Here is a 22,021-nt window from a genome sequence, read left to right as displayed (position 1 = left end):
AAGAAGTCGATGACCAATCCCACCCTCCCGCCTCCAGCGCAAGTCAGCGATTCCGCCGCAGCACCGTCGGCACTGAAGAGCCCGATCCGTCAAGCCGCCGGACGCCGGAACAACGGCCTCAAGGAAAACACCTTGGGGGTGCCGAGCATCGTGTTCTACATCATCGCCGCGGCCTCCCCGCTGACCGTCGTGGTCGGCCTGTTCCCCATCATGATCTCGGCGGGCAACGGCATCGGGATGCCAGGCGCCTTCGTGGTCGCCGCGGCGGTGTTGATGATCTTCGCCGTCGGCTACGTCGCGATGAGCCGACATGTCACCAATGCCGGGGCCTTCTACGCCTACTCCACGCTCGGGCTGGGACGCATCCCCGGGCTGGGCGCGGCCACGCTGGCGATCTTCGCCTACAACGCGATCCAGGCCGGCCTCTACGGCGGATTCGGCTACTACGCAGGCGAATTGATCAACAACAAGTTCGGCGTCCACCTGCCGTGGTGGCTGGTTTCGATGGTGGCCATGGTCGGCTGCCTCGGCTTGGGCATTCAGGGCGTACACGCCGGAGCGAAGGTCCTCGGCGTGTTCATGTCGCTGGAAGTCACGATGATCACCATCCTGTCGCTGTTCAGCCTGAGCGGGAAAAACGTTCCGGTGAGCGACTTCTCGCTGGAACCGTTCAGTCCATCTGTGGTGTTCGGCGGCGCGGTCGGTGTCGCGTTGATGTTCGCCCATGCTTCGTTCATCGGGTTCGAGGGGTCGGCCATCTACGGCGAAGAAGCGAAGGACCCGCAACGTACCGTGCCCCGCGCCACCTACATCTCGGTCGCGTTCATGGGAATCTTCTACGCGATCGCCGGCTGGCTCGTGATCAACGCGCTAGGGCTCGACCGGGTGATCGCGATGGCCACCGCAGAAGGCGGCGACTTCATCTTCGCGGCAAGCGACGACATCATCGGCCACAACATCTCGCTGATCTTCCAAATCCTCATCTGCACTGCGATCTTCGCCGCGATCGTCACCTTCCACAACAACGTGTCGCGCTATCTGTTCTCGCTGGGCAGGCAGGGCCTGATCTGGCGGCCGCTGGGCTGGACGAACGCCAAGCGGCAGACCCCGTGGGTGGCTGCGCTGACACAGACCGCGATGGTATTGATCGTGGTCCTCGCATTCGGCGCGGTCACCAGCGACCCGTTCGCCACCCTGTGGACATGGGCGACCGGCATCGGCGCCATTGGCGTCATCAGTTCACAACTGCTCGCCGCGATCGCCATCTTCGTGTTCTTCCGCCGGTCCAGTGTCGACAAGCGGCCGTGGAACACCTTCATCGCTCCACTGCTGGCCATCGCCGGCCTCGGCTACTTCGTCATCGTCACGCTGGGCAGCCTGGACGTGCTGCTGGGTGTGCACGGCGGAACCGCGGTGCTGATGGTGTCGCTGGTGTTCATCGCCTTGGCCATCGGCATGGTTTACGGCATCTACCTCAAATACACCGCGCCGCAGCGCTACGAGCGAGTGGGGCGGGCGCTCAACGAACGCCAACTCGACGAGCCGGCCCCCGAGGCAACCTAAACGGTTCAGCTGCAACGCAATCGCTCGACGCACCACCAAAAGAATCGAGGAACACCATGACATTCCATCCGAAGATGTTCATCAACGGCCAGTGGACCGACGCCGCGTCCGGTGATGTCGACGCGATTCTCGCTCCCGCCAACGGCGAACAGTTCGCCGAGGTTGCTAGCGCCGGTGCGACCGACGTCGACCGAGCCGTCCAAGCCGCCGACGCGGCCTTCTACGGATGGTCCAAGACCCCGGTCGGTGAGCGCAGCCGAGCGGTGCTCAAACTGGCCGACCGGGTGGAAGACGACCTCGAGACCCTGGCGCAGATCGAATCGCGCAACGTCGGCAAGCCGATCGGGTTGGCCCGCGAGGAGATGGAGATGATCGCCGATCACCTCCGGTTCTTCGCGGGAGCGGCGCGCTCGCTGGAGGGCCGCGCCGCGGGCGAGTACGTCGCGGGCAAGATGAGCATCATCCGGCGCGACCCACTCGGAGTGGTGGGATCGGTGGCGCCGTGGAACTACCCACTGCTGATGGCCATCTGGAAGATCGCGCCGGCCGTTCTCACCGGAAACACCCTGGTGCTCAAGCCATCTGAGCACACGCCGTTCTCCGCACTGCGGCTCGCCGAGCTGGCCTCCGACCTGTTCCCGGCCGGCGTGTTGAACGTGGTCACCGGGGACGGGCCCAACGTCGGCGCCCGCTTGGTCAGCCATCCCCGAGTACGGATGTCGTCACTGACGGGATCGCTACAGACCGGACGTGCTCTGTTGCATGCCTCGGCGGACTCGAACCTCAAGCGACTGCACCTCGAACTGGGCGGCAAGGCGCCCGTGCTGGTCTTCCCCGACGCCACGATCGACCTGGCCGTGGACAAAGTGATGGAGGGCGCGTTCTGCAACTCGGGCCAGGACTGCATGGCGGCGTCGCGGCTGTATGTGCATGAAGCCGTTCACGACGAGTTCGTCGCCAGCCTGCACAAGGCCGTCCAAGGGCTCTCACTGGGCGACCTGCAGGACGAAGCGACCGCCATGGGCCCGGTGATCACCGACGCGCACCGCCGCCGGGTGGAAGATTTCGTCGAGCGGGCTCAGTGCAGCGGCCACGTCGAGATTTTGCAGGGCGACGACCCCGGCGTCGGCTTCTACACCGCGCCGACCCTCGTCGTGGGTGCCCGCCAGGGCGATGAGATCGTCAGCAACGAGGTGTTCGGCCCGGTCACCTCGATCACTAAATTCGCCGATACCGATGACATCGTCGGCTGGGCCAACGACACCGAGTACGGACTCGCGGCGTCGGTGTTCACTCGCGACGTCGCGCGCGCGATGTCGGTGGCCGCCGATCTGCAGTTCGGCACGGTATGGGTCAACGACCATCTGCCGGTCACGCCGGAGATGCCGCACGGCGGGTTCAAGCAGTCGGGCAACGGCAAGGACATGTCGGTGTACGCGCTCGAGGAATACACCGAGATCAAGCACGTCATGGTCAACACCGAGGCTGCGTAGCATGTCCCCGGTTACCGCCATCAACAGGTTCTCGCTGCGACCAGGTGTCACCGCGGCGCAGTTCGAGCGGTTCTCCCGCGAGGTGGACCGCCCAGTGTGTCTGTCGTTTCCCGAGGTAAAGCGGTTCGACGTGTTCATCGCGGACGCCGACCCGTCGCGCGTCGAGGTGATCGAGCTGATGACGGTCGCCTCCTGGCCCGAATGGGAGGCGATCCGTGACGGGGCTCCCGAATTGGCTCCCATCGTGCAACGATTCTCCGAACTGGTCGACACCTCGACGGTCAGCACCGTCTTTACCCGCCCGCTGTCGCCGCCGGAAGAGAAGTGACATGTCCTCCACACAGAATTACGACGCCATCGTCATCGGTGCCGGACACAACGGACTCGTGGCGGCGAACTATCTGGCCAAGGCGGGCAGATCGGTGCTGGTGCTCGAAGCCCGCGACGTGGTCGGCGGCGCGTGCGTCACCGAGGAGCTGATACCCGACAGCAAGTGGTCATCGTGCGCATTCATCGCGGGACTGCTGCGGCCCGAGATCATCGAAGAACTCGAACTGCGGCGTTTCGGCCTGGAGCTCTATCAAGGTGATGCGTTGTCGTTCAGCCTGTTTCGCGACGGCACCCACTTCACGATGTGGAAGGAGACCGACCGCACGCTGCGCGAACTGGAGAAGTTGAACAAGCGTGACGCGCAGGCGTTCTTGGACTTCGGCATGCGGGTGCAGAAGTTTGCCGGCCTGGTGACGCCATGGCTGCTTGAACTGCCGCCGGAGCGCTCCGAGGTGCTCGCCAGATTTGAAGCGGCGGGTGAGCAGACGCTGTTCGACGAGTTCACACTGCTCTCGGTGCGCGACCTACTGGATCGCTACTTCCAAGACGAACGCATCAAGTCGATGCTGACCTTCTTCGGCATGGTGTCGATCTACGGCGGCCCCTCCAGTCCTGGTACCGCCTACACCTACGGGCATCATTCGTGGGGCGAATTCAACGGTAACTTCGGTCAATTCGGGATGGCCCGTGGCGGTATGGGCGCAATCTCGGAGGCGCTGGCCGCCGGTGCCCGCCACTACGGCGCGACCATCCGAACGGGTGCTCCCGTGGACAAGGTGATCGTGCGCGGCGGAAAAGCCGAGGGCGTGCGCCTGGTCGACGGAACCGTCATCACCGCCGCGCAGGTGCTGTCCAACGCCGACCCCAAACGGTCGCTGCTGGGCCTGCTCGAGCCGGGCGTTCTCGATGCCCGACTCGCCCGCGACGTCGCGAACATCGACACGCGAGGATCGATGGCGCGGATCCACCTGTTGATAGACGAACTGCCGCAATATCTTCCGTTTTCCGACGCGAGCGAAGGTCCGCAGCACCACGGTCACCAATTGCTCGGTCCCAGCAGGGAGGCCTTCGAGCAGGCGTGGGAAGCTCAACGCCGAGGCACGTTCCCCGACTCGTTCGTCATCGAGGCCGTCATTCAATCGGTGACCGACCCGACGCTCGCCCCACCCGGGTTGCACACCATGACGCTTGGCATACAACAACTTCCGTCGCAGCTGACCGGCACGACCTGGGCCGCCGAGAAACAACGGTGGGCCGACCTGGTACTGGAGGATCTATTCACCTACGCGCCCAATCTGCGCGACCACATCCTCGATCGCGTCGTGATCACCCCCGACGACCTGGACAACGAGTATCTGATCACCGACGGAAACATCTTCCACGGAAGTATGATGCTCGACCAGCTCTTCGGCGCGAGACCGTTACCCGAGATTGCGCACTATCGAACGCCGATCGACGGTTACTACCTTTGCGGGTCGGGCACCCACCCGGGCGGCGGCGTCATGGGCGCCAGCGGCCACAACGCTGCGCGCGTCGCACTCGACGACGCCGCAGGCGTCGCCGCGCTTCGGCCCCGACGTACCGACGCGCCTGTGTGTCCGCCATGGCAGCAGCGTCTGGTCGGCCAACTGATGGGAACGCGCGCCGGCCGCTGGCTGGGCTACCGGGCCGCGAGGCAACCCGCGCTGCGCAAGGTCACCGCGTACGCCGCCCGCAGCCGTTACTGACCGCAGGACTGGAGGGGAGTGGTACATCGATGGCGGAATCATCTCCGCTGAAGAGCAGCAGATGGTTCGGCGGACGCGACATCCCCGGGTTCGCGCACCGAGCCGCGATGCGTGCCTCCGGTTTCTCACGGATGGCCGTGGAAGGTCGCCCCGTCGTGGGGATCTGCAACTCGTGGTCGGAAGTGGTCAACTGCAACATGCACTTTCGCGGTCTCGCCGATGCGGTGCGCCGAGGAGTGCTTACAGCGGGCGGGTTCCCGCTGGAGTTTCCCACCGTCTCGCTGGGCGAGCAGTTGATGAAGCCGACGACTATGTTGTTCCGCAATTTGATGGCGATGGACGTCGAGGAGTCGATTCGGGCGTACCCGTTCGATGCGGTAGTCCTGCTCGGCGGCTGCGACAAAACCGTTCCCGCGCAACTGATGGGCGCCGCCAGCGCCGACGTGCCCGCCATCATGGTCACCGGCGGGCCGGCGACACCGGCAGTCTTCGACGGACGCCAGATCGGCGTCGGCACCGACATCTGGCATTACATGGACCGGGTCCGCGAAGGCACGTTGAGCATGGCCGATTACGACCGGTTGGAAGCGGCCGCCGGACCCTCGCAGGGCCACTGTCCGGAGATGGGCACCGCGTCCACGATGGCCGCGATCGTGGAAGGCCTCGGTATGACGCTGCCGGGCGCGGCGGCAGTGCCTGCGATGGACTCACGCCGAATGCAGGTCGCCGAGATGTGCGGCGCACGCGCAGTCGACATGGCACTCGAAGGTCTGCGGCCCTCTCAGGTCCTGACCGGGGAAGCCTTCGACAACGCCATCACCTTGATGCTGTCTGTCGGCGGGTCGACGAACGCGATCCTGCACCTGTTGGCCATCGCAGGCCGCGTCGGTGTGAACCTGACCCTCGACCGGTTCGCCGAATTAGCCGACCGCACACCACTTGTCGTCAATGTGCGGCCGGCCGGGCGGCATCTCGTCGAGCAAGTCTTCCACGTGGGCGGTATTCCCGCGGTGATGAAGATCCTCGAACCGCTGCTGCACACCCACGCCATCACCGCCACGGGAAAAACGGTGCGCGACAACCTCCCGTCGGCCGTCAATCCGGACGGCGAGGTGCTGGCCGACCTCGACCATCCCTTCCAGCCACCCAACGGCCTGGCGGTCGTACGCGGCAACCTCGCCCCCGCCGGCGCGGTCATCAAGACCAGTGCCGCCAGCCCCGAATTGCTCGTGCACGAAGGCCCCGCCGTGGTTTTCGACAGCATGGGCGACATGATGGCCCGCTTCGACGACCCGGATCTCGACGTCACCGCCGACTCGGTGCTTGTGCTGCGCAACACGGGACCGCGAGGCGCACCCGGCATGCCCGAATGGGGTCAGCTGCCCATCCCGAGCAAGTTGCTCCGCCAGGGTGTCACCGACATGGTCCGCATTTCCGATGCGCGCATGAGTGGAACGGCCTATGGCACATGCGTCTTGCATGTCAGCCCCGAATCCGCGGCCGGTGGGCCACTCGGATTGATCGCCGACGGCGACATCATCTCGCTGGACGCACCCGCAGGAACGCTCAGCGTGCGCCTGTCCGATGCCGAGATTGACGAGCGCCGCCGCACCAGCGATACCGGGGCCAAGGCGCCGCCGCGACGGGGGTATGCGGCCCTCTACGTCGACCATGTGATGCAGGCCGACACCGGGTGTGACTTCGACTTCCTCGTCGGCCGTTCCGACGACCCGGCCGCCGAACCCGAAGGCGTCTTCGATGGATGGGTGGGCGGCTGGTAGCGCCCCTCGTGGCGAAAGCCACAGGACCTCGGCAGCGAGTCCTCACAGGGGTGAGGAATAGCCTCGTGTAGCGGAAGCGTTTCTCAGCGTTGACAGCTAGAGCGAGGTGCACATGGAATTCGGAATCTCCACATTCGTCAACGATGACACCATCGACACCGTGACGCTGGCACGCGCGATCGAAGAGCGAGGCTTCCACGCGCTGGCGATCGCCGAGCACACGCACCTCCCCGCCAGCCGGGAAACCCCGTATCCGCAGGGTGGCGAGCTGCCGTCCATCTACTACCGCACGCTCGACCCGTTCGTCACGCTCGCCGCGGCCGCGGCCGTGACCTCCAAGATCGAGTTGATCACCGGCATCGCTCTGCTCATCCAGCGAGACCCGATCATCACCGCGAAGGAGGCCGCCAGCATCGACCTGATCTCGGGCGGCCGGTTCGTCTTCGGTGTCGGCGCGGGATGGAACATCGAGGAGCTGCGCCACCACGGCACGGATCCGAAGACCCGCGGCGCGCTGCTGGACGAACGTATCGAGGCGATCAAGGCGCTCTGGACCCAGGAGCCCGCCGAATACCACGGCAAATTCGTTGATTTCGATCCGTCCTATATGCGGCCGAAGCCGGTGCAAAAGCCGCACCCGCCGATCCTGATCGGAGGCGACTCCGATGCGACCGTCAAGCGGGTGATCCGCCATCAGGCTGGCTGGATTTCCAACCCGCTGCCGGTCGAGCGCCTCACCAAGCGGATCGAGCAGATGCGTGAGCGCGCCGGCCACGACGTCCCACTGACGACATTCGGCACCCCGATCAAGCCGGACTACTGGCAGGCCCACGAAAACCTCGGGTATCGGCAGGTGAATCTGCTGTTGCCGACGAAGCCGCGCGACGAATCACTGCGTCTGCTCGACGAGTATGCGAAGAAGGTCGCCGAGTACCGCGGCTAATCGCCGTCGGCGTCAGTCGATCCTGACCTCGTCGCCTTCACGCACCGTGCCGCCGACGCTGACCGCCGCGTAGAGGCCGGCGCAGGGCAGGTTGCCGAAATCGCCTGCCTCGACGCGGTTGTGCTCGAACGGATAGCGAACGGCCTGCGGCGAGCGTGGCATCGCGCCGTGTTCCAGCGTCGGCACCGAACAGCGCGGCGTCGGCATGGTGCCGTCCAATGCGACACCGCCGACGCGGATTGTCATACCGACCCAATCGTTTTCGACGAACGGCGGGCATCCGTCGGGAGTCTCGATCACGATGTTCGGCCGGTAGCGCAGCGCCTCGTCCGAGCCGAGGCCGACGGCGTCCAGCGTCGCGGTGGTGATCAGGTGTACCGGCGAATGGTCGACGAACGCACCACCAGAGGTACCTTGAGCGATTTCCAGTAGGGCGGCTTCGATTTCGGCGTCGACGCCGTGGGTCAGCACATCGATCGGGTCGGACCGCTCGACCACGGCGCCTGCCGACCGTTCATCGGCGACGTGCACCTTGCGGCCGCAGAGTTCTGACACCGGCTCCGCGGCCTCGTCGATCGGCACCGTCCGGCCGTCGGGCAACGTCACCACGACACCGTCGGCGGCAGTGACCGCGGAGCACTGCAACAGACGGCGCCACAGGCGTGGATTCTTGGCGGTGGCGACCCTGCCGGTCTCGTCGTCAATGAACGCGTAACGCCGATCACCCACTACGCCAGGCGGATTCACGTCGAGCGTCGCGCACTGCTCACCCAACATCGACTTCACCGGGTAGCGGCGGAGCATGGTCACCCGCCCGGTCACCTCAACACTCATGCCAGAGCAGCCCCTCAGCGGAAGCGGACGTTCAGCGTCGCCAGGCCGAAGATCTTCTTGCCCGCCGACTTCGCCGCGACCATGATCACGCCGGAGCGGGTTTCCGGGTCCAGCGACTTGATCCGGCCGCTGAACTCGATGTCGGCGCCCTCGGCGGACACGATCGCGGGCGCCGACAGCCGCACCGCGTAGCGCGTCACCGCGCCCGGGTCACCCGACCATTTGGAGACGTACCCGGCGCCCAGACCCATGGTGAGCATGCCGTGGGCGATGACGTCGGGAAGGCCGGCCAGTTTGGCGATGGTCTCGTCCCAGTGGATCGGGTTGGCGTCGCCGGCCACGCCGGCATAGTTCACCAGATCGCCACGGGACAGCCGGGTGTGCTGCACGGGCAGCTCGTCGCCGACCTTCACATCGTCGAACGACGGTGTTCCGGGGGTGCGGGTCATACCTTCCTGGGCAATTCGCACCTCGCGGGGCGGGCGCACCGTCTTGTGGTACTCCTCGTCGGCGCCGATCGCGAGGATGTCGACGTCATGCATCATCGCCTTCGCGACAGACTCCTTGATCTTCGGATCCACATCCTCGGCGGTGACGCCGACGACCGTGGTGTGCAACGTGTGCACCCGCTCGCCGGCGGTGTCGGTGAAAGTGTTGGTAACGGTGATCAGGTCGCGGCCCGCGATCCTGCGCACTGACGTCAACTCGACGTCGATGGTCAGTTCATCGCCGGCGACGATCGGGCGGTGCTGCTCGAACACTTCCTCGGTCTGCAGGTAGGTCTCATAGCCGACGACGATCTGCTCGAACATGCGGCGATTGCAGGTCATGCCGGGCGTCGAGGTGAAGGTGAGCGGCGCGACCAGGTCCGAATAGCCCAGCTCGGCCGCTGCGGCGACCTCCCAGTGCGCCGGGTGGTAGTCCTGAACGGCGCGCGCGTACTCGCGTAGCTTCTCGCGGCCGACCAGATAGGTGTTGTCCATCTGGTAGTAGTGGCCGACCCGCGCTTCGAGTGCCGACGTGTCTGCTGCGGTCATGGATGTGCTCAACTTTTCTATCGACTTGTTCGCTGAGGCCGATCGAACGACCCTAACCCGCGTACGCCGCCACGCTGAAACGCCCTGTGCTCGCAGGAGCAGTCCCCACGAATTCGTTAAACCAGGGGCGGGGGGTCCAGGTAGTAACCGTCTTCGGTGGATAGCGTCCGCTTGACTAGGCGGGACTGTTCGTCGGCGAGGACCTCCTCGTCGCCGCGTGCGAGTCCGTCCAGGGCGACGTGTGCGACGAAGTCGGGCGAACTCTTCACGGCGTCGATATCGCGCGCCATGTCGGTGTCGATGAAGCCGACGTGCAGGCCCACCACCTGTGTGTCGGTCTCGCGCAACTCCACACGCAGTGCGTTCGTGTAGCTCCATGCGGCAGATTTCGTCGCCGAGTACGCGGACACCATGGGTCGCGCGAACCATGTGGCGTCGGATAATACGTTCATGATCGCGCTGGGTCGATTGCCCACGATGGCAGGAGCGAAAGCTTGGCAGGACCGGACGGTGCCATAGAAGTTGGTCTCGAACATCTCGCGAGACAGATCGATGAATGCGGTATCGAGGGCACCCACGTTCACCTTGCCGAGTGCGGCGTTGTTGATCAGCAGCGTCACATCACGGCAGTGCTGTGCCGCGGCGGCGATCGAGGCCGGTTCGGTGAGATCGAACCTCATTGGCACGACTCCGGACAGGGTGAGCCGGTCGGGATTGCGGACCCCGGCGTAGACCTTCGTTGCACCGCGGGACTGAAGCGCTTGCACGAATGCGCGACCCAATCCTCGGTTCGCGCCGGTCACAAACGCGACTGAACCTTCGATCTGCATCATGGTCCTCCCGCTTGAGCCGAATAGATGACGGCTCCGCGCCGTTGACGGAGAGAACCCATCGGCTGATCGGATCTATTGCTGGGCACGATGCCAACTCCAGATAGCGGTTATTAGCGCGACGAATGGCCTTTCGGTCAACCGGTGTCGCTACCTGTCCGAGATGTCCGCCTCCTCGAAGGCAGCGATCAGGTGTCCAATGTCGCGGCGACGCGAATTGGCCGGCCACACCACCCATGTGCGACGGATGAGTGGGTGGGCAACGAGCGGCGACCACGCGATGTGGGCGGGACGGGGATGCGGCCAGTCTTCGGGGGCAAGCGCGAACGCTCGTCCACCGCTCGCGCCAACGCTGATCAGCTTCACCGCGGGGATGAGTTCGTGCTCTTGCCGCGGAAGGGCGATGTCAATTCCGTGACTGCGCAGGATTGCGGTCAGCTCGTCGTACCAGGCCGGAGAGTCTTGACGGGGAAACCCCACCCATTCCATTCCGCCGAGAGCGTCGAGGGGAATCCCGTGTTGGCCGGCAAGCTTGGTGGAGACCTCCAATGTGGTGAGAACCCCGAGGGTTTCCCGGTTGACCAGCATGGCGTCGAACTCAGATCCAGCGTGACGCTCACGGACCAGACCGACGTCAAGCTCACCATCGCGAAGGGCGGCGAACTGTGCCGAACTGGACAGATAATGGGGAACGACTCGAGCGTCGGGCCGGCTCTCGGTGAATCGCGAGAGCGTCCGCGGCAGCATGCCACGCGGTGGCTCCAACGGCACACCCAATCTGATGACTCCGCTAGCTTTGTTGGTGTAGTTCGCCATCGTGCGTAGCGCCTGAGCTTGCCGAGCGAGCACCGCACGGGCCTCGCCCAGCAACGCCGTCCCGGCCTCCGTCGGACCGACGCCAGTGCTGCTTCGAACAAGTAGCTTTACACCAAGCTCGCGCTCCAGCGCGTTGACTGTTTGCGATAACGCCGACTGGCTGACGTGAAGCCGGCGAGACGCTGCGGACATTCCGCCTTCTTCGACGATGACCACAAACGCATTCAACTCGCGCAGCTCCACGACCTGTCATCCCTTTACACAGCGAAGCCACCTGCAAGGTAGCCAATTAGCTTATCGCCGTCATCAGCGATTGACATAGCCAAGCGCAATACCCGGCCGTATTAATCCCGTTGTCCTGCTTGGCGGTCCATCCGGTTGCCAAAGACATGGGCCGAAAGGGGCAGGAAATGCAGAAGCACGACATCGTGATCGACACGACCATGCAGGGGCGCGACACCGAACTCTTCGACGTCATCGTCCTGGGCGCGGGCCCCGTCGGGCAGACCGTTGCCGATCGCACGCGAGCCGCCGGACTGAGCGTAGCCGTGGTCGAGCGCGAACTGGTTGGCGGAGAGTGCTCGTATTGGGGCTGCATCCCCAGCAAGGCCATGCTTCGCCCCGTCACCGCGGTCGCCGATGCCGGCGCGTCGAAGGCGCCCGAGAAGCTGTAACCGGACCCATCGACGCCGACGGCGTATTCAGGCGTCGCGATGCCTACGTAACCGACTGGGACGATGCTGGGCAGGCTGAATGGGTGAAAGCGATTGGTGCACAGTTATTTAGAGGCCACGCGCGGTTAACCGGCATCCGCAAGGTGTCGGTAGAGACTTTCGGAGGTGCCAAGAGCCTCAGCGCCCGCCACGCCGTCGTCATCGCCACCGGCAGCATCGCGGCTGTTCCCGATGTGCCAGGGATCGTCGAAGCTCGTCCGTGGACAAACCGAAAGGCCACGGACAGTAGTTCTGTCCCCCATCGATTGGCAATCGTCGGAGGCGGCGGCGTTGGTGTGGAAATGGCGACCGCCTGGCAGGGGCTAGGAGCGTCGGTCACGCTGCTCGTGCGCGGCAAGGACGTCCTGCCGCGGATGGAGTCGTTTGTCGGTGAACTAGTCGGACAGCGATTAACCGAGTCCGGCGTCGTCGTACGTACCGGTGTATCGGTCACCGAGTTGCGCCGACCGAACGCCGTGGGCCCGGTGACTGTGGTGCTCGACGACGGCACCGACCTTGAGGTCGACGAAATTCTCTTCGCCGCCGGTCGTGAACCCCTGACCAGCGACGTCGGACTCGACACCGTCGGCCTGACCCCAGGCGACTGGATCACCGTGGATGACACGGGACGCGTCACAGACGTTGACGGCGACTGGCTCTATGCGCTGGGCGACGCCAACGGTAGGGCCATGCTGACCCATCAGGGCAAATACCAAGCGCGTATCGCAGGCGCGGCGATTGCAACGCGGGCAGCGGGTGAGCCACTCGACACCGAACCGTGGGGTGCACATGTCGCTACTGCCGACCATCTCGCGGTGCCGCAGGTGTTCTTCTCCGATCCGGAAGCCGCCGCAGTCGGTCTCACCGCCGCACAGGCTCGTGATGCCGAGTATCAGGTTCAAGTGGTCGACGTCGATCTCGGTAAATCGGTGCCCGGGGCGAACTTTTACGCCGACGGCTACACAGGGCGTGCGAGGCTGGTGATCGATGCCGAGCGGGAGGTTCTGCTTGGCGCGACGTTCGTCGGTCCCGGAGTCGCCGAACTACTGCATTCAGCGACTATCGCAGTCGTGGGTCAGGTGCCCATCAGTCGGTTATGGCATGCGGTGCCGAGCTTTCCAACAATCAGCGAGGTCTGGCTGCGGCTGCTGGAAGCATATCGAGACGCCGGATAACTCTAATTGCCACTGTATTTCGTTGAGAGACCGAAAAGTGACCGTTGCGCATCTGGCGCAATCGCGTGGCTCATCGGGCGGCTGAGTTGTACGGCCTCCGCTACTTGGGCTCTGCTAGCGCGCCTTGACTGCAAACTCTCGTCGGTTCGCCGCCACGAAGTGTTCGACCGTCATGGGGCTTTTGCCCCCGACCGTCTCCACGACGTCATTGGTGCCGGCGAAGATTCCGTTCTGATAGTCGATCGCGACATTGCTCAGGTGTTGAATCAAGTGCTCGCCAGCGCCGGAGGCGCGAAGCTTCTCAGCGAACGCCGCAACGGTGATGGGCTCGTACCGGACCGGTCGACCAAGTGCGAGGGACATCGCTGCGGCAATCTCGTCATGGTGCATCTCCACCGGTCCGAACAGGGGATACACCCTTCCCGCGTGTGGCTCGGGATCCGCCAAGATGGCGGCGATGACATGCGCCTGGTCTTCGGCCGCGATAGGCGCGTGCCTGCCGTCGCCAAGCGGCAACGCGAGCACGCCCTCGTGTTCGTTGTAGACACCAAATTGAGTCAGCCACTCAGCGAAAAACGTCGGCCGCAGATGCGTGACCCGCAAGGGTGTCCAATCGAGCCAGCGCTCGGCCAGCCAATGTTGTCGTGCCGCATTACTCACAGCGTCGGGCCGTGCGGAAACTTGCGACATGTTCACTACTGCATCGACGCTACGAACATCGTGCGCTGCCTGCGCGAAAACTGCAGTGGCCTCGAGTAGATGGGGACGGATCGGGTAGGTGAAGTACGCGCGGTTGACGCCGTCCAATGCTGCGCGGACGGTCGGCATATCCAGCAGGTCGCCAATGACGACTTCAGCACCGGCCTCTGTCAACAACCGAGAGCGATCGTCTTCCCGATGTACCAGGGCGCGTACGCGAAACCCTCGTTGTACCAGAAGACGAACGGCATGCCGGCCCGTTTTCCCGGTGGCGCCAGTGATGAGGAACAGCTGTCTGTCGGCAGGCTTCATCGCCGAATTCTCCTACGTCTTCGAAGCTTTCCGCTTCGGGGTCCACCCGTCTGTACCGCCCGCAGCGGCGAGCGCGAGGTGCGGGGTTCCTCACCGGCGACCGTAACGGAGGCTGTTGCCGCCGACGACAGTGTGAAGGCGCTGGGCTCGATGTCGAGGCGGTAGGTCACAGTATGGCCAGTTGCTTTGCTTTCGCCGTTGCGCGGCATCACTTTTCGATAGAGGCACAACGCTGCCGCGTTGTCGTCACTGACCAGAGCATGGATAGTGCTCACGTCGCGTGCTACGCACAGATCTATGGCTGCTCTGACCAAGGCAGTTCCCAAACCGCGTCCTTGCTCCGCTTCGGCAACGCATACCCCGACCTCTGCTCCGCGCAGGTCGGTGTGGTCAAGGCTGTACTCGGACCACCCGATCAATATCCCACCACGCAACGCAACTGCTGCATTCCAGCGCGTTGGCCACCATTGACGGATGTAATTCAGGTAGTCCTCCGGTATTCCAGTGGCTCCACCATGGAATCGCGATGCCAACGTGCGGCGCGAGAGCTGAGCGCCAAGGCGTTCGAGATTGGGTAGGTCTTCAGGTCGCCACTCGCGAACGACGATGTCGGGGTCCACGCGGCGCACCGGTCGACTCCTTCGCGAGCTTGCACGCTGTGTCGACATGGATCGATCCTCTCGGCAGGCTGTAAACCTCTAAGTAAGGGAACCGATTTGCAGAGCCTGCGAATTGCCGACGGCCATGACGTTTGCCGATGGTTACGATCAGTGGTGCCAATGGCGCCGGCGGCGGTGCCTGCACAGAAACCTCGATTCGCATCTACAGCGAGAATTTCGGAGGTGCCAGGCGGGCGCACTTGTGCGCGTTGTGCTCACGCCAGGAAACGGAGCGGACCGGTGATCGGTAGCCGGTCGAGGTGGGCACGCTCGAGCGATGAACGATGTGAGCAGGTCTTACGGGGTGCGCCAGTTTGTCGCGCAACCTCCGTTCTGGGTCACAGGGCCCCGTAATGTATGGATTCCAGGCGGCGGCTTTGGCGCTGTTGTTCGGTGGCGTCTACCTCTGGACGCGGTGGTCGCGGCGCAAGGGAGATCGTCATTTTGGTCACCGGCGACGGGTTGACAGTCAGTACACGGCGCGGCGAGAAGTATTCCTTCCACGACGCAAAGCTGGGCATGTGGGGCGAGACCGGCAGGATGACGATGGGCGTCGCGCTGCACTTGCGTAGCGGCGTTACCTCGCAAAGGGTGCGACGACATGAAAACGCTTCCCGCACTGGGGCGGGAAGCGCTTCACGAGGAGGTTCCATCGATATCAGGATGTGCTCTTGCGCCGACGTGCCTGTGATCCGGCCAGCCAGACAGCCGCGATGAGGAAGTAGAGGGCGCCGAACGCTGCGTAGGGCGCGATGTCGGCGACGCCAGGCACCTCGGGTGCGTTGGCCTGCTTCAAGAACAGAATGCCGACGAGTGCCGACTGAGCGCCACTGAGGATCATGGGCCATTGCGCGCCATAGTTTTTCCACCGACGCACTCCTGTCGCGAGCTGGAAAAGCCCTGCCAGCGTCGCCCACACTCCGAACATGCCGAGCACAGCGTTCATGCCGATCGCGAGCGTTATTGCCACGGCCCCAGCAGTGAGGATGCTGACGACGGTGTTGAGCGTCTGGGTCGGGTTTCGCCTCAGTCCGCCGTTGTGTTGCGCATCCATGAGATTGCCTACCGCATCCCAAAGTGGGTAGAGCACAAGCAGAACACCCGCGACCGCCGAGACCTGGGTGCCGATGATGAATGCGGCGGCAACCCAGACGCCGGCAACCGCGGCGCGCAGCAGGTAATACGAATGCAGCCAATGGTTGTCGGTGTCCGTGGCTATGGGCGTATTCAGAGCTGTACTTGTCACCTTGTTTTCCATTCTTTAGTGGTTTCCGCACTCGCGATACGAAGCACGGCAGCGCAAATCAACTAGGTCCTAGCGTCGGCGCACCAGACGTTCGATCATGGGTTGTGTGATCGCCCCGAAGATCTTCGGATCGCCGTAGGCCCTAGCCGACAGCATCGCCCCGTGCACCGTCGCCATGAACATCTCGGCTTCGGATTGGGCATTATCGGACAAGACCAATTCGCCCTCCTGTGCGCCACGGTCGAGGACGGATGCGAGCCATGCCGACAGCGCGCGGAAGTACGCCCGCACTTCCAGTGCGACCTCTTCTGGGAGAACGGGAATCTGACTGGCCAGAAGGGCACATACGCAGTAACTGGTCGTGGGCTCGCCGATGCAGGCCTCCCAGTAGCCGGTGTAACCGCGTAGTTGACCGACCGTGTTTGGCGAACGACGTTCGATTTCGGCCATACCGCCCACGGCCTCTTCGCGGTACCGCTCGACCAGTGTGCGGACGAGGTGGACCTTGGTGGGGAAGTGGTGATGAATGCTCGCCTTGCGGATCCCGACGATCGCGGCGATGTCGGCGTAGCTGAACCCGTTGTAACCGCCGGCGACGATCAGCGATCGTGCGCACCGAAGGATCTCGTCGGCGGTGTCGGTGGCGCTGCGCATGGCCGTCAGCCTACCTTCTAGTAGGTAGGCTGACAAATCCGACTGCGCACATGGGGCGGGGTGGTCGTCGATCAACCCGCGGAACAGGGCTCAATGAGCGCTCTGAGCAGCGGTGGAAAGGGCACGGGCTCTGGTGGCCGTCGCCATCGCCGCCGCGGCGGTCGCCACAGCGCCGAGCGCGATGAACATGGCGGCATACCCGTCCAACAGACTGGCCAGCGCGGCACCGACGAAGGGACCGACAGCGGTGGCGACCATGACGGGGGCGGCCAGAATGCCGCTTAGCCGGCCGTAGTGTGTTGTCCCCCAACGCTCGGTCACTGCCGTGGCCTGCAGCAGGGTCATGACGCCGCGGGCCATACCGGCGGCGAAGACAACCGCGACGAGCGCGGCGAGCGAGGTGACGACGCCCAGCAGGGTGGTGGTCACGGCGACCGCTGCCATCACGATCACACTGCGCGGCACGACACCGATCCGCCTGACCATCGTCTGATATCCGAAGCGTCCCAATACCTGCGCTGCGCCACCCAATCCGAGCGTCACCGCTGCGGCGCCGGTGCTGACTCCGCGCTGTGTCATAAGCGGCACGAGATTCACGATCACCGCGTACGACGCCAGCGCGGTGAGGGCGAACGAGGCTGTCAATGCGATGAACGGCAGGCTGCGCGCGGTTCGGGTGGGATGCTCCACCGCATGGTGGTGGTGCTCGATCCGTGGCCACGGCCGACGCAGCCCGAAGAAGTGTGCCGGGATGGTCACCACGGCGAGAACACCGGCGAGGACGAGAAAGGTGTCACGCCAGCCCAAGTGGGAGTCCAAGGCGGCGGTGAGCGGCGCGAAGACAGTACTGGATAGCCCGGCTGCCAATGTCAACGCGGTCAAGGCGGGTACGGCGTTGGGTGCGAAGTAGCGCGTGAGCGCGGCGAATGCCGGCGGATACAGCGCCGCGCTCATCGCGAACCCGGCGGCAATCCAGGCAGCCACGAACCACCCGAAGTTGGGGGCGAGCGCGACGGCGACCACCGACAACGCGCCGAGCACCGAGCCGGCCGTCATGATCCAGCGGGGGCCGTACCGATCCAACCAGCGCCCGACCGCGATGCCGGCGAGCGCGGAGATGACCAATCCGGCTGAGAACGCCCCTGTCACTGCGGGCGGCGACCAGCCCGTGTCGGCGCAGATCTGCCCGGACAGGACGCTGAACGCGTAATACAGGACGCCCCAACTGGTGATTTCGGTGACGCACAGTGTGACCAGCACCCAACGTGACCCTACGCCGCGGTCGGCGGCGAGCCGGTCGTTGTCACTCCGCGCGGTCATCTCTCAATCATGTTGAGTAGCAAGTAAACCCCCCAGTCAAAAGTACGCGACCGCCGCACATGGCACGGCTATGGGTCTGGATGAGCTCGGCTATACCTCCCATAACGAGAACACGGGTTCAGTGTTCCCGACAGCGCGCGCACTATCTATGTGGGAACCTTCACTTCGGAAATGCAGCAGGAGCGCAGCGTGGGATCAACCTCATTCACCGTCAACGACCGGACCTACACCATGCCGGCCGCCCCAGTGGTTGTCATCTGCATTGACGGCAGTGAACCGGACTATCACTCCGAGGCCATGCGGGCCGGACGGATGCCATGGTTGAGCAAGCTGCTGGACGGCGAAAACAGCAGTTCGTGGCCTGCTCACTGTGCCATGCCGGCGCTGACCAATCCGAACAATCTGTCGATTGCGACGGGGCGGCCGCCGGTCGTGCACGGCATCAGCGGCAATTACATCTTCGACACCGAGCGGGGCGAGGAAGTGCTGATGAACGACAAGCACTTCCTCCGGGCGCCGACGATCTTCGCCGTGGCCAACGAGGCCGGGTTGCACGTCGCGCCGTGGTGACGGCGAAGGACAAGCTGCGTCGCCTCCTCGGCGCGGGACTCGTCGAAGCGGGGCCCGGTCAGCGCAATGACGGCGAATTTGTCGAACCCAGCCGGAAGGGGATTTGCTTCTCCGCGGAGAAGGCCGACCAAGCAACCCTGCAGGACAACGGGATTGACGATGTGTTGGAGCTGGTGGGTCGCCCGCTGCCGAGCGTCTACTCGGCCGATCTCAGCGAATTCGTGCTCGCGGCCGGTGTCGCGACCCTGCGGTCGCGTGCCGTCGACTTGATGTATCTGTCGCTGACCGACTACATCCAGCACAAACATGCACCCGGTAGCGAGACCGCCAACGCGTTCTACGGAATGATCGACTCGTATGTGGCAGAGCTCGACGAGCTGGGCGCGATCGTCGTCCTGACCGCCGACCACGGAATGAGCGCCAAGACCGACGCGTCCGGTCGGCCGAACGTGATCTATGTCGAAGACGAGGTGCGCCGCATCCTCGGCCTCGACGGCACCACGAAAGGTGTTGAGGGCGCCGACGACATCCGGGTGATTCTGCCGATCACCGATCCCTACACGGTGCACCACGGTGCGCTCGGCTCGTTCGCCAGCATTCACCTGCCCGCGAATGCCGATCGTGAATCGGTGATCGCCGGACTGAGCCGGCTCGAGGGCGTCGAAGCAGCGCACACCCGTCAAGAGGCGGTCGATCTCTACAGCCTGCCCGCGGACCGTATCGGCGATGTGATCGTGATCGCTGACGCCGCAACAGCTCTCGGCCGATATGCCGAATGGCATGACCTCAGCGGACTCGACGCGCCGCTGCGTTCGCACGGTGCCCTGGGTGAACTGCAGATCCCCTTCATCGTCAACCGCCGGCTGCCCCGCCCCGAACCATTGGACGAACCGTACGGACAACCTGCATACGTACACAACTACGACGCGTTCTGGGTCGCTACCACGCTGGTGAGCCAAACCGAAGTCTCGGTCGCTCAGCGGGTCGATCGGGCGCGGGTCGAACGCGGCGACGGCTCGACACGAGCCCGCCCATAGACGAACCGCGAGTCGGCTCATAGACGAACGCCGAACGTGCAGCCTCTGCGAATTTCGGCGCGATTATTCGCCGTACGTTCACGTTCGGCGAAGGGGCCGTTATCGACCACCGGGGTGGATGGCCGTTACCGGCTGAACTGTTACGTTGGCCCAACAAGGGCTTCGACCTGATGGCGCGTGGGGAAGGCGTCAGGACGGTGGTCAGCTTCTGACGTCCTGGCGGCGGTTTGACCTCGACCGCCGCGGGTAAACGCCCGTGATTGTAGGGTGCTGACAATCGACCGAGGTGAAATCGTGTTGCTCTTTATCTTCGGCTACGGCATCAAGCAGAAGATGCTCGGCCCCGGGAACGTCCGGACCTGCCCGCGCTGTCACAACACGACGCAATGGACCCGCATGCGCGAATTCAAGCAAGTCAGCCTCTTCTTCATCCCCGTCGCACGCTGGGGCCGCAAGGAGTTCGAGGTCTGCGGCATCTGCGGCGCCACCAGTTACGTGTGACGGCAGGAACGACATTGCCCTCGCAGGTCTTCTTCGACTTCTTCGGCACACTCGTCGATTACGACCCGTCGATTCACCCCACCTACAACGCACCGCTGGCATTCGCCAGGATGGCGGGATTGACGATCAGCGCTGAGGCGGTCGACGAGCAGTGGCGACGCGCCTGGGGCCAGCTCGACGACGCCGCCGCCGAAACAGGACGCGAGTTCTCCATGCACGAAGTAGCACAACAGTATTGGCACACCATAGGTGCGCCGTCACTGCCAGCGGGTGCGATTGAAACGCTGATCGCCGACTACATCGACGCGTGGACCGAAAAGGTCGCCATCGCGGCCGGTGCGCACGACTGCGTCGAGGACTTGACGACAGACCACCGGCTCGCCGTCGTCAGCAATACCCATCACCCTGAGCTTGTTCCGCGACTGCTCCGAAAGTTCGGTCTGCACAACGCGATCGAGACGGTGATCACCTCGGTGACTATCGGCTGGCGCAAACCGCACCCGAAGATCTTCGAGACGGCCCTGCGCCAATGCGGCGTCGCGGCCACCGACGCCGTCTTCGTCGGCGACAACTGGCAGGCCGATATCGAAGGCCCGCGCGCGATCGGGATGGCCGCCGTGTACGTCGGACCAGCCAATGAGCGGACACCGACCGTAACGCTGACCGACCTGCCACACGTCATCCGGTCGTTGTCCTGAGCCAGCACACCCGTAGGCTCACCCAGACACTCACCCGGACGCGGTGGAGCCCTCGGTGTTGAGCAGCATCACCGACGAGTCATCCCGCAACCCGAGCCGAGAGCGGGCCGGCTCGACGGCGAGCACCCGCAACGCGGCCAGACTCGCCGCGCCGCACGGACCGCTGTCGACGCCTGCGGCCGACAACTCGGCGCTCGCGTCCGCGGCGGCCGCATCGTCGACCACCACCGCACCCGCCAATCCCCGCGCCAGGTCGGGCCACGCCAGATACGACGGCGTGCCGCAGTTCAACCCGGCCATACTCGTCTCCCCGGTCGGCACGGTGGTCGGCCCGCCGGCGGCCAGGCTGGCCCGAATGCAGTCGGCCACTTGCGGTTCCACGGCGACGATCCGGCAGTCGGGCTGCGAGCGGCCGAACAGCACGGCGGCATGGGCGAGTGAGCCGACACCGGCGGGCACCACGATGAGGTCGATCCCCACCCCGAGTCCCGGGGCCTGGTCGGCCGCCTCGTCGAACAGGGTCGCGTAGCCGTCGACGATCCACCGCGGCACGTCCTCGTACCCGGGCCAGGACGTGTCCTGCACAAGCAACGCGTTGGGATCGGCCTCGGCGAGCGCCGCCGCGTGCCGAACCGCCTCGTCGTAGGGGACATCGAGCACCCGCACATCGGCGCCTTCATCACGGATCAGTTCGACGGCTCGTTCGGAAACACCGTTGGGCACAACGATTGTCGCGGGAAGGTTCATTAAGGCAGCCATGCGCGCGACGGCCCGGCCATGGTTGCCGTCAGTGGCGGTGACGAGCCGGCGCCCGTCGCGGGAGCCATCGCCGAGCGCGCGGTGCACCGCCCACGAGGCGCCGAGCATCTTGAACGCGGGCAGCCCGAGCCGCAGCGACTCGTCCTTGACCACGACCGAACCCAAGCCCAGCTCCGCGGCGACCGAGGGCAGCGGGACGAGCGGCGTGACGGCGTAGTCCGACAGGCTCTCGTGGAACCGGCGCACCTCCTTGGTCTCGCGCGGCTCGGCGGGTCGTCCGGCACTCCAACTCGGGTTGGGCAGAAACGGTTCGGTCGTCAGCAC

The 22,021-nt window shown here is 64.6% G+C and carries 20 protein-coding genes and 1 pseudogene; 11 read left to right on the top strand and 10 right to left on the bottom strand.

Features of this window, described 5'->3' with window-relative positions; translation table 11 throughout:
• Positions 1–9: 9 nt before the first annotated feature.
• The 6 genes from CQY20_RS12920 to CQY20_RS12895 all read left to right on the top strand — a co-directional run bounded on the left by CQY20_RS12920 (position 10) and on the right by CQY20_RS12895 (position 7,837).
• Positions 10–1,563, top strand: coding sequence for an APC family permease (locus CQY20_RS12920; protein ID WP_097940472.1), 1,554 nt, complete (start codon positions 10–12; stop codon positions 1,561–1,563).
• Positions 1,564–1,619: 56 nt separating this feature from the next.
• Positions 1,620–3,056, top strand: coding sequence for an aminobutyraldehyde dehydrogenase (locus CQY20_RS12915; protein ID WP_097940471.1), 1,437 nt, complete (start codon positions 1,620–1,622; stop codon positions 3,054–3,056).
• A 1-nt stretch (position 3,057) separates the two neighbouring features.
• On the top strand, positions 3,058–3,384 hold the full coding sequence (locus CQY20_RS12910; RefSeq protein ID WP_097940470.1) for a RedY/HapK family protein: 327 nt from the start codon (positions 3,058–3,060) through the stop codon (positions 3,382–3,384).
• Position 3,385: 1 nt separating this feature from the next.
• The gene (locus tag CQY20_RS12905; protein ID WP_097940469.1) at positions 3,386–5,113 is read left to right on the top strand and encodes a phytoene desaturase family protein; all 1,728 of its coding nucleotides are present in this window, start codon (positions 3,386–3,388) and stop codon (positions 5,111–5,113) included.
• A 29-nt stretch (positions 5,114–5,142) separates the two neighbouring features.
• Positions 5,143–6,894, top strand: a complete 1,752-nt coding sequence (locus CQY20_RS12900; protein ID WP_097940468.1) for a dihydroxy-acid dehydratase — start codon at positions 5,143–5,145, stop codon at positions 6,892–6,894.
• Between the two features lie 112 nt (positions 6,895–7,006).
• Positions 7,007–7,837 (top strand): LLM class F420-dependent oxidoreductase, encoded by an 831-nt coding sequence (locus CQY20_RS12895; RefSeq protein ID WP_097940467.1) that lies wholly within the window; start codon positions 7,007–7,009, stop codon positions 7,835–7,837.
• 12 nt (positions 7,838–7,849) lie between these two features.
• On the opposite strand, the gene CQY20_RS12890 is transcribed toward CQY20_RS12895, so the two are convergent.
• The 4 genes from CQY20_RS12890 to CQY20_RS12875 all read right to left on the bottom strand — a co-directional run bounded on the left by CQY20_RS12890 (position 7,850) and on the right by CQY20_RS12875 (position 11,597).
• The gene (locus tag CQY20_RS12890) at positions 7,850–8,671 is read right to left on the bottom strand and encodes an MOSC domain-containing protein (protein ID WP_097940466.1); all 822 of its coding nucleotides are present in this window, start codon (positions 8,669–8,671) and stop codon (positions 7,850–7,852) included.
• Positions 8,672–8,685: 14 nt separating this feature from the next.
• A complete protein-coding gene (locus tag CQY20_RS12885; protein ID WP_097940465.1) occupies positions 8,686–9,708 on the bottom strand; it encodes a fused (3R)-hydroxyacyl-ACP dehydratase subunits HadA/HadB in 1,023 nt (340 codons plus the stop codon).
• Positions 9,709–9,824: 116 nt separating this feature from the next.
• Positions 9,825–10,538 carry an SDR family oxidoreductase gene (locus CQY20_RS12880; RefSeq protein WP_097940501.1) on the bottom strand — a complete coding sequence of 238 codons (714 nt, stop codon included), beginning with the start codon at positions 10,536–10,538 and terminating at the stop codon, positions 9,825–9,827.
• Between the two features lie 150 nt (positions 10,539–10,688).
• The gene (locus CQY20_RS12875; protein WP_207767272.1) at positions 10,689–11,597 is read right to left on the bottom strand and encodes a LysR family transcriptional regulator; all 909 of its coding nucleotides are present in this window, start codon (positions 11,595–11,597) and stop codon (positions 10,689–10,691) included.
• 167 nt (positions 11,598–11,764) lie between these two features.
• On the opposite strand from CQY20_RS12875, the pseudogene CQY20_RS12870 reads away from it, so the two are divergent.
• Positions 11,765–13,242: pseudogene (locus CQY20_RS12870) on the top strand (dihydrolipoyl dehydrogenase family protein).
• A gap of 114 nt (positions 13,243–13,356) precedes the next feature.
• Here CQY20_RS12870 and CQY20_RS12865 read toward each other — a convergent pair.
• The 5 genes from CQY20_RS12865 to CQY20_RS12845 all read right to left on the bottom strand — a co-directional run bounded on the left by CQY20_RS12865 (position 13,357) and on the right by CQY20_RS12845 (position 18,132).
• Positions 13,357–14,253: an NmrA family NAD(P)-binding protein gene (locus CQY20_RS12865; protein ID WP_097940464.1), complete on the bottom strand. Its 897-nt coding sequence runs from the start codon at positions 14,251–14,253 to the stop codon at positions 13,357–13,359.
• Positions 14,250–14,873, bottom strand: coding sequence for a GNAT family N-acetyltransferase (locus tag CQY20_RS12860; RefSeq protein ID WP_165789255.1), 624 nt, complete (start codon positions 14,871–14,873; stop codon positions 14,250–14,252). Before CQY20_RS12860 ends, CQY20_RS12865 begins: the two co-directional genes overlap by 4 nt.
• A 697-nt stretch (positions 14,874–15,570) precedes the next feature.
• The gene (locus tag CQY20_RS12855; protein WP_097940462.1) at positions 15,571–16,170 is read right to left on the bottom strand and encodes a DUF308 domain-containing protein; all 600 of its coding nucleotides are present in this window, start codon (positions 16,168–16,170) and stop codon (positions 15,571–15,573) included.
• A gap of 57 nt (positions 16,171–16,227) precedes the next feature.
• On the bottom strand, positions 16,228–16,812 hold the full coding sequence (locus CQY20_RS12850; protein ID WP_097940461.1) for a TetR/AcrR family transcriptional regulator: 585 nt from the start codon (positions 16,810–16,812) through the stop codon (positions 16,228–16,230).
• 90 nt (positions 16,813–16,902) lie between these two features.
• Positions 16,903–18,132, bottom strand: coding sequence for an MFS transporter (locus tag CQY20_RS12845; protein WP_097940460.1), 1,230 nt, complete (start codon positions 18,130–18,132; stop codon positions 16,903–16,905).
• Between the two features lie 171 nt (positions 18,133–18,303).
• On the opposite strand from CQY20_RS12845, the gene CQY20_RS35150 reads away from it, so the two are divergent.
• The 4 genes from CQY20_RS35150 to CQY20_RS12830 all read left to right on the top strand — a co-directional run bounded on the left by CQY20_RS35150 (position 18,304) and on the right by CQY20_RS12830 (position 20,938).
• A complete protein-coding gene (locus CQY20_RS35150; RefSeq protein WP_207767271.1) occupies positions 18,304–18,702 on the top strand; it encodes an alkaline phosphatase family protein in 399 nt (132 codons plus the stop codon).
• The gene (locus CQY20_RS12840) at positions 18,696–19,739 is read left to right on the top strand and encodes an alkaline phosphatase family protein (protein ID WP_207767270.1); all 1,044 of its coding nucleotides are present in this window, start codon (positions 18,696–18,698) and stop codon (positions 19,737–19,739) included. Before CQY20_RS35150 ends, CQY20_RS12840 begins: the two co-directional genes overlap by 7 nt.
• Before the next feature lie 297 nt (positions 19,740–20,036).
• The gene (locus CQY20_RS12835) at positions 20,037–20,240 is read left to right on the top strand and encodes a zinc-ribbon domain-containing protein (protein WP_163701406.1); all 204 of its coding nucleotides are present in this window, start codon (positions 20,037–20,039) and stop codon (positions 20,238–20,240) included.
• Complete coding sequence (locus tag CQY20_RS12830; protein WP_207767269.1) at positions 20,237–20,938, top strand: HAD family hydrolase; 702 nt, start codon at positions 20,237–20,239, stop codon at positions 20,936–20,938. Before CQY20_RS12835 ends, CQY20_RS12830 begins: the two co-directional genes overlap by 4 nt.
• Before the next feature lie 30 nt (positions 20,939–20,968).
• On the opposite strand, the gene CQY20_RS12825 is transcribed toward CQY20_RS12830, so the two are convergent.
• Positions 20,969–22,021: a diaminopropionate ammonia-lyase gene (locus CQY20_RS12825; protein WP_234816227.1), complete on the bottom strand. Its 1,053-nt coding sequence runs from the start codon at positions 22,019–22,021 to the stop codon at positions 20,969–20,971.

The sequence above is a fragment of the Mycolicibacterium agri genome (assembly GCF_002553505.1).
Classification (GTDB): Bacteria; Actinomycetota; Actinomycetes; order Mycobacteriales; family Mycobacteriaceae; genus Mycobacterium; species Mycobacterium agri.
The sequence above is the reverse complement of the archived record's forward strand: the minus strand, read 5'-3'. Positions and strand labels throughout refer to the sequence as shown.